The following is a 14,202-nucleotide window of genomic DNA, read 5'->3' as shown; positions in this document are numbered from 1 at the left end:
TGCCGGGGTGGCGACGGTAGGCCGTGGCGTTGGTCTCCTGCAGGAACGAGATCGCCTCGGTGGCCTCGCGGCCCCCGTGCTCGTTCGGCAGCCACTCGCCGTCGTTCCGGCTGTAGTCGAGGTAGAGCATCGAGGCCACGGCGTCGACGCGGAGGCCGTCGACGTGGAACTCCTCGAACCAGTACAGCGCGTTCGCCACCAGGAAGTTCCGCACCTGCGAGTCGCCGAAGTTGAAGACGTAGGTGCCCCAGTCGGGCTGCTCGCCGCGACGCGGGTCCGAGTGCTCGTAGACGCTGCGGCCGTCGAAGCGGCCGAGGGCCCACTCGTCCTTCGGGAAGTGCCCGGGCACCCAGTCGACGATGACGCCGACGCCGGCCTGGTGCAGCCGGTCGATCAGGTAGCGCAGGTCGTCGGGGGAGCCCCAGGTGCTCTGCGGCGCGTAGTAGCCGGTGACCTGGTAGCCCCACGAGCCGCCGAAGGGGTGCTGCGCGAGCGGCATGAACTCGACGTGCGTGAAGCCGAGCGCGGTGACGTAGTCGACCAGCGGATCGGCCAGCTCGCGGAACCCGAGGCCGGGCTTCCACGAGCCGACGTGCAGCTCGTAGACGCTCATCGGGCCGGCGTGCTGGTCGGTCGCCGCTCGGCGCTCGAGCCAGGCGTCGTCGCCCCAGTCGTGGCCGGCCTCGGTGATGACGGAGGCGGTGGCCGGGGGGACCTCGGCGCGTCGTGCCATCGGGTCGGCACGTTCGACCCACTCGCCGTCGGGCGTGAGGATCTGGTACTTGTACGAGCCCTGGTCGACGCCCGGCACGAAGAGCTCCCACACGCCGTTGCCGTCGAGGCGCCGCATCGCGTGGCGCTCGCCCCACCAGCCGTTCAGGTCGCCGACGACGCGGACCGCCTGCGCGTGCGGGGCCCAGACGGCGAAAGAGGTGCCGCGGACGCCCTCGTGCTCGCGCACGTGGCTGCCGAGCACGGTCCAGAGCTGCTCGTGACGGCCCTCGCCGAAGAGGTAGAGGTCGAGGTCGCCGACGGTGGGGGAGAACCGGTACGGGTCGTCGGCGACCCAGGGGGCGCCTCCTTCGTAGTCGGCCGTCACCTGGTAGCCGCCGAGCGGTGCCGGGGCGACGCCCTGCCACAGCCCGTGCGCGTGGTGCTCGAGGACGACGGCCTCGCCGGAGGCGCCCGTCACGCTGACGGAGCCGGCGAGCGGCCGGACGACGCGCACGACGGTGACGCCGTCGACGGTGTGCTCGCCGAGGAGGGCGTGCGGGTGGGCGTGCCGACCCTCGGCCGCGGCCAGCACCTCGGCGTCGTCGAGCGTGGGGAGCTGACGCGCGGACGCCGCGGGCTCTCGTCGGACGTCCGGGGGCGTCGGGTCCTCGTGGAGGACGGGGCGCTCCGCGGCCTGCTCGGCCGGGGTCGCCTCGTCGAGCTCGAGGACGGGCCGCTCCTCGGTCGGGACCGGGGCGGGCACGGACGAGGCGAGGAGGGGCTCGTCGGCCTCGGCCGGGTCGGACGGCTCGTCCGGTTCGTCCGCAGTGGTCGGCTCATCGGCGGTCGTCGGCTCGTCGAGGGGCAGCGGGGGCTCGGCCGTGACGGGCGGGTCGTTCTCGTCGGGCACCGAGGTGACCGGCCCGGCGACGTCGGGCTCGGCGACGTCAGGCTCGGCAGCGACGGGCTCGGCGACGTCGGGCCCGACGTCGACGGGCTCGGCAGCCGTGGGCTCGGCAGCCGCGGGGTCAGGGGCGACGGGCTCCGGGGCGACCGGCTCGGGCTGGACGGGCTCGCGACGGTCGCCGTCTCGGGAGGAACCGTGTCGGGAGAAGATGCTCATGGTGTGTCGCCTTCCTACGGCGCTCGGGTGAGGTCGACGGACAGCACGTGCACGGGCTCGACGAAGGCGTCGAGGCGGACGTAGTTGTCGTCGCCCCAGGTCCACGACTGGCCGGTGATGAGGTCGCGCACCGTGTACGTCCCGCCCGGCTGCAGGCCGAACTTGGTGACGTCGAGGTGCACGGTGGTCTCGCGGGCCGAGTGGGGGTCGACGTTGGCGACGACGATGATCGCGTCGGCCCTGCCGCTGCGCGTGTGCGCCCGCGACAGGTACTTCGAGTAGACGAGGACGGCGTCGTCGTCGCTCGAGTGCAGGTCGAGGTTGCGGAGCTGACGGAGGGCCGGGTGCGAGCTGCGGATGCGGTTGAGCTGGGTCAGGTAGGGGGCGAGGGTCGCGCCCTCCGCCTCCGCGCCGGCCCAGTCGCGCGGCTTGTACTCGTACTTCTCGTTGTCGATGTTCTCCTCCGAGCCCGGACGGGCGACGTCCTCGAAGAGCTCGTAGCCCGAGTACACGCCCCAGGTCGGCGACGCCGTCGCGGCGATCGCGGCCCGCACCTTGTACGCCGGGCGACCGCCGTACTGCAGGTAGGGGGTGAGGATGTCGTGGGTGTTGACGAACAGGTTCGGGCGCAGCCAGGCGCTCGTCTCCTTCGACAGCTCGTCGAGGTACTCCTCGAGCTCCCACTTCTCGTTGCGCCAGGTGAAGTACGTGTACGACTGGTGGAAGCCGACGCGGGCGAGCGCCTGCATCATGGCCGGCTTGGTGAACGCCTCGGAGAGGAACACCACCTCGGGATTGGTCTGCCGCACCTCGTGCAGCAGCCACTCCCAGAAGCGGACGGGCTTCGTGTGCGGGTTGTCGACGCGGAAGATCGTGACGCCGAGCTCGATCCAGTGCCGCACGATGCGGAGCACCTCGCGGCTGACGCCCTCGTAGTCGTTGTCGAAGTTCAGGGGGTAGATGTCCTGGTACTTCTTCGGCGGGTTCTCGGCGTAGGCGATCGTGCCGTCGGGCAGCGTCGTGAACCACTCGGGGTGCTCGGTGACCCACGGGTGGTCGGGCGAGCACTGCAGGGCCAGGTCGAGCGCCAGCTCGAGGCCCGTGTTCTTGGCGGTGTCGACGAACCAGCGGAAGTCGGCGAGGGTGCCGAGATCGGGGTGCACCGCGTCGTGGCCGCCGTCGGGCGAGCCGATCGCGTAGGGCGAGCCGGGGTCGTTCGGACCGGCGGTCAGGGTGTTGTTCGGGCCCTTGCGGAACGTCGTGCCGATGGGGTGCACGGGCGGGATGTAGAGCACGTCGAAGCCCATCCGCGAGATCGCGGGGAGGCGGCGGGCCGCGGTGCGGAACGTGCCGCTCTTCCAGGTGCCGTCGGGCAGCTTCTTGGCGCCCTCGCTGCGGGGGAAGAACTCGTACCAGCTGCCTACCGCGGCGCGGCTGCGCTCGACGCGCAGCTCCTCCGGGGCGCTGCGCGTGACCAGGCTGGCCATCGGCTTGGCGGCGAAGACGGCGGCGAGGCGCGGATCGGTCGCGACGCGGAGCCGCGAGCCGGGGGAGAGCGCCTCGTTGGCGAGGGCCTTGGCCGCGTCCCGCACGAGGGTCGTGTCGGGGTAGCCGGGGGCGGCGGCGGCGAGGAGGCGGCTGCCGAGCGCGAAGGTCACCTCGACGTCCAGCTCGGCCGGGACCTTGATCTCGGCGGTGTGCAGCCAGGTGGCCCAGTCGTCCGTGTACGCCTCGACCTGCCAGGTCCAGTCGCCCTCCGTCTCGAGCTGCACCTCCGTCGTCCAGCGGTCGGTGCCGGGCAGGCCCGCGACGAGCGGGTGCCGGGACTCGGACCCGGAGGGGTCGGTCAGGACCAGGTCGGCGCCGACGACGTCGTGCCCCTCGCGGAAGACGGTCGCGCCGAAGGGCACGACCTCTCCGGCGAAGGCCTTCGTCGGGAAGTCCCGGTCGGGGGTGGTCGGGGAGAGCGCCGTGACGGGGATCCGCCCGACTCTGGGTTCGTATGCTGTCGCCACGGGGGCGACGCTACCCGGTCTCGAGGCCTGGCGTACCGCCTCCGTCGGGGACGGCGGGGGATCGCCGGGTGGCGTGCGACGCCCAGCCTGCGTCGAGACCGCTGACCCTCCAACTGGGTGGATGCGATCGCATCGAAATGTCTTGTCCGCCATCAGGGGGACCGGTACAGTCGGATCTGTCGACGCGGCCTGCCCGCCCGGGGTGCGATCCGCCCCGAGAGCCCGGCGCCCTCGACACGCTCGTCAGCACGACGGGCACCGTCCTGCCGTCACCCCGGTCGATCGCCGTGGTGCCGTCACGGGACGCTGCTGCAGCGCGCCCGGACCCGGCCCGAACCGGTCCGGTCGCCGGCAGCGGCCCCCGCTCGCGGTCCCGAGCGCCCTCCGCGGCGCGGCGGGGCGCTGCGACTCGCGCCGCACAGCACGAGGCCCCGCCCGTCCCGCGCCGAGGCGTGGTCCGAGCGGGGCTCGTGGTCGTCCCGTCAGGGGCGGCCGGTGCTACTTCGTGAAGCCGACGATCGTCCAGTCGAGGTCCGACGCCCCGGCGCGGGCGCCGTAGTTGGCGAGCTTCGGGCTCTGCGCCGAGACGAGCGGCTGCTGGATGATCGGCATCGAGTGCCCGATCTCCCAGATCGCCTCGTCGGCTTGGTTGTACAGGTCGGCCGCGGTGTCGGGGTCGCCCTCGGCGACCGCCTCGTCGAGCAGCGAGCTGATCTCGTCGCTCGAGACGCGGCCGTAGTTCTGACCCTGCTCGTCCTGGTTGTAGATGCTGACGCCCGAGGCCTGGTAGCCGGTGCCGGCCCAGACGAAGATCGTCATGTCGTAGTTGCCGGGCGTGACGTTGTCCTCGAAGAAGGCGTCCGTGCCGACCGCGTTGATGTCGAGCTTGATGCCGACCGCGGTCAGCTGGCTCTGGATCACCTCGGCGAGCTGCTGTGACACCGGTGCCGACGAGGGGATGGTGATCGAGATGGCGAGCTGCTCGCCGTCCTTCGCACGGACGTCGCCGTCCATCTCCCAGCCCGCGTCGTCGAGGATCTTGCCGGCCTCCTCGACGTCGTAGTTGCCCGTCTCGCCCGCGTTGTCCTGGTACGCCCCGTCGGTGCTGAGGTACAGGTGGTTGTTCAGCGTCGAGACCTCGTACGGCAGCGTGCCCGTGATGACCTTGCCGAGCGCGTCGCGGTCGACCGCGTGCTGGATCGCCTGGCGGACGGCCTCGTCGGCCAGGAGGCCCTTCGTGCTGAAGTCGACGTGGGTGTAGCGAGCCGAGGGGGCCGCGCGGAGCTCGCTGCCGTCGGCGTCCTTGACCCGGTCGTACCGGTCGGACGAGTTCGCGTAGACCTGGTCGATCTCGCCGTTGAGGTACGCGTCGATGTCGGCGTCGCCGTCGAGGGCACGGAAGATCACCGTGTCGAGCTTGGGGGCGTCGCCCCACCAGTTCTCGTCGGGCACCATCGTGACGGTCTGGGCCGTCTGGTCGATCTCGTCGATCTTGTAGGGGCCGGCCGAGATCGGCACGGCGTCGACGTAGGCCGTGTTGAACGCGGTCGGGTCGTTGTAGATCTTGGCCGGGTACAGCGGCGCGAACATCGACTTCCAGTCGGAGAAGGGCTCCGAGTAGGTCACGACGACCTGCTTGTCGCTCGTGCCGGGCTCGACGCTCGCCATGCGGTCGGGCCCGAGGGTGCTGCCGACGAGGTACTCGGCGTTCGTGCCCTTGAGGGCCGTCCACCAGGCCTGGAAGTCGGCCACCGTGATCGGGGTGCCGTCGTTCCACGTCGCGTCGGGGTTGATGTCGTAGGTGACGACGAGAGGGTCGTCGCTGGTGGCCTCGGCGCTGGTGACGAGGTCCTCGTCGATCTGCGGCACGCCTTCCTCGTCGATGCGGAACGGCTGCGGCAGGATCGCGCTCTCGATCAGCGCGGCGTCGACGAGCGCGCCGTCGAGCTGGCCGTAGTTCCACTGCGAGGGCAGCTGCGAGAGCGGGAGGGTGAGGGTGCCGCCCTGCTCGACGTCGCCGGCCGCCGTCGCGTTGATGTCGCCGGTGGGGGACAGCTCGCCGTTCTTGGGTGCGCCGTCGCCGTCCTGGCCGCCTCCGCCGCTGCACGCCGTGACGACGAGAGCGAGTGCGGCGAGGCCTGCGACGACGCCGGCCTTCTTCGTGTTCTTCATGGCACTCCGAACTAGATGGTGTGAAAAACGCCGGTCAACCCAGTGGTCCGAGGTGCTGTCCCGCCCGGTGATCGCGAGCCGGGGCCCCCTCGTCCGGGACCGACGAGTGCCACGCTACGGATCCGTGCACTCGATGCGAACTTTTCTGCCACTTCGTTACACGCCTGAAACGTCACGGCACCGATGCCCTCCGGGGTACGTCTATGTTGTTCTTCCATGGCCCGCTATCTCGCGCGGCGGCTGGTGTACTACGTCGCTCTCGTCTTCATCGCCACGTCCCTGACGTACTTCCTGGCGTCGGCGACGTTCACCCCCCGGTCCGCCTACGCCGAGCGCAACCCACGACCCACCGAGCAGGTGATCGACGCGAAGCTCGACTCGATCGGCGTCAACGACAAGGTCCCGGTCGTCGAGCGCTACGCCTCCTGGCTCGGCGGCGCAGTGACCGGAGACCTCGGCAGGACGATCCAGGACAAGCCGGTGGACACGGAGTTCTGGCCGCGTCTCGGGGTGAGCCTCCGCCTCCTGCTCGCGGGGTCCGTGATCGGCATCGTGCTCGCCATCGCCGTGGGCACCTGGAACGCCGTCCGGCAGTACAAGCTCTCCGACCGAGTCTCGGCGATCCTCTCGTTCGTCCTCATCTCGACCCCGGTCTTCCTCTCCGCGGTGCTGCTCAAGATCGGGGCCACGCAGCTCAACAGCGTGCTCGGGTTCCAGCTGATCAGCTTCACGGGCGAGGCCACGCCGGGGCTCGGGGGCGGCTTCGCGACGATCGTCGGCGACCGTGCCGTGCACCTCCTGCTGCCCACCATCTCGATCGCCGCCGGGCTCATCGCGATCTACAGCCGGTACCAGCGGTCGACGATGCTCGACGTGCTGCAGGCGGACTTCATCCGCACCGCCAGGGCCAAGGGCCTCCGGAGGCGCCCCGCCATCGTCAAGCACGGCCTGCGGACCGCGCTCATCCCGATGACGACGCTCTTCGCCTTCGCGTTCCTCGGCGTGCTGACCGGCGCCACCTTCACCGAGAAGATCTTCGGCTGGAACGGCCTCGGCGCCTGGTTCATCGACGCCGTGCAGGGCAACGACGTGAACGTCGTCGTGGCCTACACGCTCTACAGCGCTGTCGTCGTGCTCTTCGCCGGCTTCGTCAGCGACGTGCTGAACGCCGTCCTCGACCCGCGCGTGCGCAGCCAGAAGTAAGGGGAGCCACCATGACCAGGTTCAGTCCCGAGCTGCTCGACGGCGGCGCCGACGACGTGCTGCCCGCCACCCGTGAGGAGGCGGCGACAGCCTCGCCGAACCGTTTCGTGCTCACGATGCGCCGGCTCTTCTCCAACCGGGGCGCCACCGTCGGCCTCGTCACCGTGCTGCTGCTGTTCGCCTTCGCGTTCCTCGGGCCGCTCGTCTCGCCGTGGGCCTACGACTACATCGACTACACGGCGCTGTCGTCGCCCCCGACCGGCGCGCACTGGTTCGGCACCAACAACATCGGTCAGGACGTCTTCGCGCAGACCGCCCGCGGCATGCAGAAATCGCTGCTGATCGGCCTGCTCGTCGCCCTGTTCTCGACCGCGATCGCCGGGTTCCTCGGCGCGGTGGCCGGCTACTTCGGCGGCTGGGTCGACCGGGTCGTCATGATCTTCGTCGACCTGCTGCTCGTGCTGCCGTCGTTCCTCATCATCGCGATCCTGTCGCCGCGCCTCAAGCAGTTCGGCTGGCTGATCCTCGTCGCGCTGCTCGCCCTGTTCGGCTGGATGATCACGGCGCGAGTGGTGCGCTCGCTCACGCTCAGCATCAAGGAGCGGGAGTTCATCCGCGCCGCCCGCTACATGGGCATCGGCCACTTCACGATCATCACGCGGCACATCCTGCCGAACGTCGCGTCGTTCCTCGTCATCGACGCGACCATCGCGATCGGCGCCGCCGTGCTCACCGAGTCGGGGCTGTCGTACTTCGGCTTCGGCGTGCAGCCGCCCGACGTCTCGCTCGGCACGCTGATCGCCCAGAACCAGAACGTGGCGACGACCAAGCCCTGGCTCTTCTTCTTCGCCGCCGGCGCGTTGATCGTCTTCGCCCTCGCGAGCAACCTGCTCGGCGACGGCCTCCGAGACGCGCTCGACCCCACCTCGACGGCAGGCCGCACCGGTCGCCGTCGTCGCCTGCGCGCGGGCGGCCGAGGACGAGGAGGCGCCGCCCCCGTCGGGCGTGCCGCCGCGCTGTCCGAGGACGCGCCCGCCGCGCCCGGCGCGACCGTCCCCACCGCCGCGACCCGACCCATGGGGGAGACCCGATGACCCTCGCCGATCCCGTCGTCCCGACCCGCGCCTCCTCGGCTCCGGTGCTCGAGGTGCGCGACCTGCACGTCACGTTCCCGACGCCGGACGGGCCCGTCCGGGCCGTCCGCGGCATCGACCTCACCCTGCGCCGGGGAGAGGTGCTCGGCATCGTCGGCGAGTCCGGCTCGGGCAAGTCCGTGACGAGCACGGCGATCCTCGGCCTGCTGCCGTCGACCGCGCAGGTGACCGGGTCGATCCGGCTCGACGGCGAGGAGCTGCTCGGCAAGGGCGACAAGGCGATGTCGACCATCCGGGGCGCCCGCATCGCGATGGTGTTCCAGGACCCGCTGTCGGCCTTCACGCCCGTCTACACGGTGGGGCAGCAGATCGCCGAGACGGTGCTGATCCACCGCGGGGGCAGCAAGGCGGAGGCACGCGCCCGGGCCGTGGAGCTGCTCGGCCTCGTGGGGATCCCCGAGCCGGAGCGGCGCGTCGACTCGTTCCCGCACGAGTTCTCGGGCGGCATGCGCCAGCGCGCCATGATCGCCATGGCGATCGCCAACGACCCCGACGTCATCCTCGCCGACGAACCGACCACGGCCCTCGACGTGACGATCCAGGCACAGGTCATCTCGGTGCTGCGCACGGCCCAGCGCGAGACCGGGGCCGCCCTCGTCTTCGTCAGCCACGACCTCGGCGTCATCGCCGGCTTCGCCGACCGCATCGCCGTCATGTACGCGGGGCGGGTCGTCGAGACGGCCACGGCGGAAGATCTGTTCGCCCATCCGCGCATGCCGTACACGGTCGGCCTGATCGGCGCGCTGCCGCGCCTCGACCAGCGGAGCGACCAGCCGCTCGTGCCCATCCCCGGCACGCCGCCGTCGCTGCTGTCGCTCGCCTCCGGCTGCCCCTTCGCCGCCCGGTGCCCGCTCGTGCGCGACGACTGCCGTGCGGTCGAGCCCGGGCTCGAGCAGGCGCCGTCGGTCGAGCCAGGGCACGCGGCGGCCTGCCTGCACTCGGACGAGCTCGTCGGCGAGGGCACCGAGCCCGAGGAGGTCTACGACCTGCCCGAGGCGCCGCGGTCGGCCCTGTCGCGCGTCGCCCGCGAGCAGCGCGAGCGCGTGCTGCACGTCGACGGGCTCGTCAAGACGTTCCCGATCACGAAGGGCGCGGTGTTCAAGCGCCGGGTCGGCACCGTCTGGGCCGTCGACGGCGTCGACCTCGACGTCCGCCGCGGCGAGACGCTCGGCCTCGTGGGGGAGTCGGGCTCCGGCAAGAGCACGACGCTGCACGAGATCATGGACCTCCGTCGGCCCGAGGCCGGCACCATCGAGCTGCTGGGGACCGACCTCTCGTCGGGCCGGCTCGACCGCTCGACCGTCGCGCGCCTCCGGAGCACCGTCTCGATGGTGTTCCAGGACCCGATGGCGAGCCTCGACCCCCGGCAGCCCGTGAGCGACATCGTCGCCGAGCCGCTGCGCGCGGCCGGGCGATCGTCCGACGAGATCGCACGTCGCGTGCCCGAGCTGATGCGGCTCGTCGGCCTCGAGCCGGCCGCCGCGACCCGCTACCCGCACGAGTTCTCGGGCGGCCAGCGCCAACGCATCTCGATCGCGCGGGCGCTCGCCGCCGACCCGGCCCTCGTCGTCCTCGACGAGCCCGTCTCCGCCCTCGACGTGTCGATCCAGGCGGGCGTGCTCAACCTGCTCGCCGAGCTCAAGGCGACGCTCGACCTGTCGTACCTGTTCGTGTCGCACGACCTGGCGGTGATCCGTCACGTAGCGGACCGCGTCACCGTCATGTACCTCGGGCGCACCGTCGAGACGGGGCCGGTCGACGACGTCTTCGAGCACCCGTTGCACCCGTACACGCGCGCGCTGCTCTCGGCGGTGCCCGTGCCCGACCCGGTCGTCGAGCGGGCCCGCGAGCACATCCTGCTGCCGGGCGACCCGCCGAGCCCGACGGTGCAGCAGACCGGGTGCCGGTTCCGCAGCCGCTGCCCGCTGTTCGCCCTGCTGCCCGACGAGAAGAAGCGGGCGTGCGTCGAGGACGTCCCGGCGATGCTGCCGCACGGCCGCGAGGGCGAGGACCACACGGCCGCGTGCCACTGGGCCGAGGAGCCGGTGCCGGCCTAGGACTCAGCCCGCGAGCAGGCGGACGACGAGCACCACGACCACGACGATCGCGACGTTGAGCGCGACGGTCAGCCGGAACGACGACTGGAACGACCGCTTGCGGTTCTTGTGCCGCAGCCGCCGCTGCGCCACGATCGCGCCCGGCCAGCCTCCGGCGAGGCCGAGCGTCAGCAGCGTGCGCTCGGGCACCCGGCGAGCTCCGCGCCGGGCGGCCCGCTTGTCGAGCGCGTAGACGAGGACGGTCACGCCGTTGAGCGCGAGCAGCGCCGCGGCGACGGCCACGACGGCCCACAGGGTCGTGGGATCGGTCACGAGGGGCACGGGCGGCAGGTCAGTCACGGGCGATCGCCAGCAGCCGCGCCCCGGTGGCGCGCACCAGGTCGTCGGGTGCGATCTCGAGGTCGAGCCCGCGCCTCCCGGCGCTGACGAAGACGGTGGCGAAGGAGGCGGCGCTCGCGTCGACCACGGTCGCCAGCGCCGTGCGCTGGCCCACCGGGCTGATGCCGCCGACGACGTAGCCCGTGCGACGCTCGGCCACGGCGGGGTCGGCGAGCCGGGCCTTCTTCGCGCCGAGGGCGGCGGCGAGGGCCTTGAGGTCGAGGCGGCGGGCGACGGGCACCACCGCGACGACGAGCTCGTCGTCGGCCGAGGCCACGAGCGTCTTGAAGACGCGGTCCTCCGACAGGCCGAGCTCGGCCGCCGCCTCCTCGCCGAAGTTCGTCGCGGTGTCGTGGTGCTCGTAGGCGTGCGCCGTGAACGGGACGCCCGCCGCGGTCAGCGCGACGGTCGCCGGGGTGCCGACGCCCCTGCCCGCGCCTGCGGCCGACGGGGTGCGCCCGCCGCTCACGACACGGCCCGGAAGATCACGACCGTGGGGGCCGAGACGAGCACCTCGTCGCCCGGCTCGAGGGGGTGCAGCTCGGCGGAGTCGTCGCTCGACCAGAGCGGCTCCCAGCCGGCGACGCCCTCGGCACGGGGGAGCGTGACGGCCGCCGCGGACTCGGCCCCGTGGACCAGCACGAGCACCGTGTTCGGCGCCTCGTGCTCAGGTGTCGAGCGGGCCACGTACTGCAGGGTGCGGACGCGCGGGTCCTCCCACTCGTCCTGGCGCATCTCGGCGCCGGACGCGTCGGCCCAGGTGATGTCGTTCGCGCTCAGGGTGCAGGCGCCCTCGACGCCGAAGCGCATCGGGCGGAGCGCGGGGTTCTCCCGGCGGATCCGCGCGAGCGCGGCCACGTCGTCGTGGATTCCCTGCTGCCAGGGCTGCGTCGCCCAGTCGACCCAGGTCAGCTCGCTGTCGGTGCAGTATCCGTTGTTGTTGCCGCGCTGGGTGCGGCCGCGCTCGTCGCCGGCCGTCAGCATGGGCACTCCCGGCGAGACGAAGAGGGTCCCCAGCAGGTTCCGCATCGAGCGGCGTCGCGCGTCGCTGATCCACGGGTTGTCGCTGTGGCCCTCGACGCCGTGGTTGAACGAGCGGTTGTCGTCGGTGCCGTCGCGGTTCTGCTCGCCGTTGCTCAGGTTGTGCTTGGCGTCGTGCGAGACGAGGTCGAGCAGGGTGAAGCCGTCGTGCGCGGTGACGAAGTTGAGCCCGGCGAGCGGCCCGCGGTCGTGGCTGAAGACGTTGCTCGACCCGCTGAGCTTCGAGGCGAAGCTGCCGACGCCGGTCGGGGGAGCGCCCTGCGCCCTGGCGGTCGCGACGTCGGTCAGCCAGAAGTCGCGGGCCCGGTTGCGGAACCGGTCGTTCCACTCGATCCACCCGTCGGGGAACGCGCCGGTCTGCCAGCCGCCGGCGCCGACGTCCCACGGCTCGGCGACCATCTTGACGCCCGCCAGGGCCGGGTCGGAGACGATGTCGTGCAGCAGCGGGTGCTCGGGGTCGAAGACGTGGCCCGCGTCGCGGCCGAGCGTCGCGGCGAGGTCGAAGCGGAAGCCGTCGATCTGCATCTCGTTCGCCCAGTAGCGGAGCGAGTCCAGCACGAGGCGGTGCGTGGCAGGGTGGCTCGTGTCGAGCGAGTTGCCGCAGCCGGTGACGTCGACGGGGCGGCCCTCGGAGTCGTGTCGGTAGTAGGCGGTCGAGTCGAGGCCGCGGAGGCTCGTGACGGGCCCGCCGTCCTCGCCCTCTTCTGCGGTGTGGTTGTAGACGACGTCGAGCCAGACCTCGATGCCCGCCTCGTGCAGCAGCCTGACCATGCCCTTGAACTCGCGCACGACGGCGGAGGCGCCCGCCAGCTGGGCGTCGCGGCTCGCGTACGCGGCGTGCGGCGCGAAATAGGACAGCGTGTTGTAGCCCCAGTAGTTCTCGAGGCCCTGCGCGACGAGGCGCTGCTCGTCGACGTGCTGGTGCACCGGCAGCAGCTGGACGGCGGTGACGCCGAGGCCCTTCAGGTAGGCGATCGTCGTGTCGGCGGCGAGCCCGGCGTAGGTGCCGCGGAGCTCGTCGGGGACGAACGGCGCGAGCCGGGTCAGGCCGCGGACGTGGGCCTCGTAGACGACCACCCGGTCGAGCGGGGTGCGCGGCTTCTCGACGCCGCCCCAGTCGAACGACTCGTCGATCACGGTGGCGCGGTGCTCGCCGCGGCCTGTCCGGCCGAGGCCGCGGGCATAGGGGTCGAGCAGGGCGGGCGGTCCGACGCCGTCGGCACGGGCCGTGTCGCCCGCCGTCCCGTCGGCGCGATCGGCCCCGTCGACACGGAGCCAGTAGCGCCGGCCCGGCGTCAGCGCCGCGTCGGCGGCGCTCCACACGTCGTGCTCGTCGCGGGTCAGGGGGACGACCCGGTCGTGCGGCGCGTCGTCGATCACGACCTCGAGGCGCTCGGCGGACGACGAGAAGACGCGGAGCGTCGGCCCGTCCGGCCCCTGGCGCACTCCGAGGTCGGCGAGGGGGTCGATGTCGGGCACGGGACCTACAGTAGATGAGGGCCGACACGGGCCTGCGACGAGGGTCGGCACGGCTCTCGCGCCGACCGAACGACCGACCGGCAGGAGGCGCCCCCATGGTCGTCTACCTCGACCACGCCGCGACGACGCCGATGCACCCCGCGGCCATCGCCGCGTACGCCGCGGCCCTCGGCACGGTCGGCAACCCGTCCTCGATCCACTCCGCCGGCCAGGGCGCCAAGCGGGTGCTCGAGGAGGCGCGCGAGCGCGTCGCCGCCTCCCTCGGCTGCGAGCCGATCGAGGTCGTCTTCACCTCCGGCGGCACCGAGTCCGTGAACCTCGGGGTCAAGGGCCTCTGGTGGGCGAGGCAGGCTGACCGGCCGCGCCCGCGCCTCCTCGTGCCCGCCGGCGAGCACCACGCCACGGTCGACGCCGTCGAGTGGCTCGAGCGGCACGACGGCGCCGTCGTGACCTGGCTGCCGCTCGACGAGCACGGCCGGCTGCGGGTCGACGCGCTCGCCGCGGCGCTCGACGAGCACGACGACGTCGCGCTGGTCAGCCTGCTCTGGGCCAACAACGAGGTCGGCACGCTGCAGCCCGTCGACGAGGTCGTCGCGCTCGCCGCCGCGCACGGCGTGCCGGTGCACTGCGACGCCGTGGCCGCGTACGGACAGGTGCCTGTCGACTTCCACTCGAGCGGCCTCGCCGCCCTCAGCGTCAGCGCCCACAAGATCGGCGGTCCGATCGGCATCGGCGCCCTCGTGCTCGCGCGCACGGCGACCGTCGAGCCGCTGATCCACGGGGGCGGCCAGCAGCGCCAGGTGCGCTCGGGCACCCAGGACGGCCCGGCCGCGGTCGCGTTCGCCGTCGCCGCCGAGCAGCCGCAC

General features: G+C 72.3%; 10 protein-coding genes. 4 read left to right on the top strand and 6 right to left on the bottom strand.

Features of this window, described 5'->3' with window-relative positions; translation table 11 throughout:
* The 3 genes from glgB to RWM17_RS06640 all read right to left on the bottom strand — a co-directional run.
* A partial coding sequence (gene glgB / locus RWM17_RS06650; RefSeq protein ID WP_314102221.1) for a 1,4-alpha-glucan branching enzyme occupies positions 1-1,837 on the bottom strand: 1,837 nt, incomplete at its 3' end.
* 14 nt (positions 1,838-1,851) lie between these two features.
* On the bottom strand, positions 1,852-3,852 hold the full coding sequence (locus RWM17_RS06645) for an alpha-1,4-glucan--maltose-1-phosphate maltosyltransferase (protein WP_314102220.1): 2,001 nt from the start codon (positions 3,850-3,852) through the stop codon (positions 1,852-1,854).
* A 498-nt stretch (positions 3,853-4,350) separates the two neighbouring features.
* The gene (locus RWM17_RS06640) at positions 4,351-6,024 is read right to left on the bottom strand and encodes an ABC transporter family substrate-binding protein (RefSeq protein WP_314102219.1); all 1,674 of its coding nucleotides are present in this window, start codon (positions 6,022-6,024) and stop codon (positions 4,351-4,353) included.
* A gap of 216 nt (positions 6,025-6,240) precedes the next feature.
* On the opposite strand from RWM17_RS06640, the gene RWM17_RS06635 reads away from it, so the two are divergent.
* Genes RWM17_RS06635 through RWM17_RS06625 form a run of 3 tightly spaced genes read left to right on the top strand, consistent with a single transcriptional unit; the run spans position 6,241 to position 10,438 of the window.
* On the top strand, positions 6,241-7,227 hold the full coding sequence (locus RWM17_RS06635; RefSeq protein WP_194612471.1) for an ABC transporter permease: 987 nt from the start codon (positions 6,241-6,243) through the stop codon (positions 7,225-7,227).
* A gap of 11 nt (positions 7,228-7,238) precedes the next feature.
* Positions 7,239-8,321 (top strand): ABC transporter permease, encoded by a 1,083-nt coding sequence (locus tag RWM17_RS06630; RefSeq protein WP_314102218.1) that lies wholly within the window; start codon positions 7,239-7,241, stop codon positions 8,319-8,321.
* Entirely contained in the window at positions 8,318-10,438 is a 2,121-nt protein-coding gene (locus RWM17_RS06625; protein ID WP_314102217.1) for an ABC transporter ATP-binding protein, read from the top strand. The genes RWM17_RS06630 and RWM17_RS06625 overlap by 4 nt, the downstream gene beginning before the upstream one ends.
* 3 nt (positions 10,439-10,441) lie before the next feature.
* Here RWM17_RS06625 and RWM17_RS06620 read toward each other — a convergent pair whose 3' ends face one another.
* The 3 genes from RWM17_RS06620 to glgX are packed head-to-tail and all read right to left on the bottom strand — an operon-like array spanning position 10,442 to position 13,336.
* Positions 10,442-10,777, bottom strand: coding sequence for a DUF1294 domain-containing protein (locus RWM17_RS06620; RefSeq protein WP_314102216.1), 336 nt, complete (start codon positions 10,775-10,777; stop codon positions 10,442-10,444).
* Positions 10,770-11,285 (bottom strand): Cys-tRNA(Pro) deacylase, encoded by a 516-nt coding sequence (ybaK, locus tag RWM17_RS06615; protein ID WP_314102215.1) that lies wholly within the window; start codon positions 11,283-11,285, stop codon positions 10,770-10,772. The genes RWM17_RS06620 and ybaK overlap by 8 nt, the downstream gene beginning before the upstream one ends.
* On the bottom strand, positions 11,282-13,336 hold the full coding sequence (glgX, locus tag RWM17_RS06610) for a glycogen debranching protein GlgX (protein ID WP_314102214.1): 2,055 nt from the start codon (positions 13,334-13,336) through the stop codon (positions 11,282-11,284). Before glgX ends, ybaK begins: the two co-directional genes overlap by 4 nt.
* A 95-nt stretch (positions 13,337-13,431) precedes the next feature.
* Between glgX and RWM17_RS06605 the strand changes: the two genes are divergently transcribed.
* Positions 13,432-14,202: aminotransferase class V-fold PLP-dependent enzyme (locus RWM17_RS06605; protein ID WP_314102222.1), on the top strand; the 771-nt coding region annotated here is incomplete at its 3' end.

This window comes from uncultured Frigoribacterium sp., assembly GCF_963515265.1.
In the GTDB taxonomy this organism is placed as follows: domain Bacteria; phylum Actinomycetota; class Actinomycetes; order Actinomycetales; family Microbacteriaceae; genus Frigoribacterium.
The sequence above is the reverse complement of the archived record's forward strand: the minus strand, read 5'-3'. Positions and strand labels throughout refer to the sequence as shown.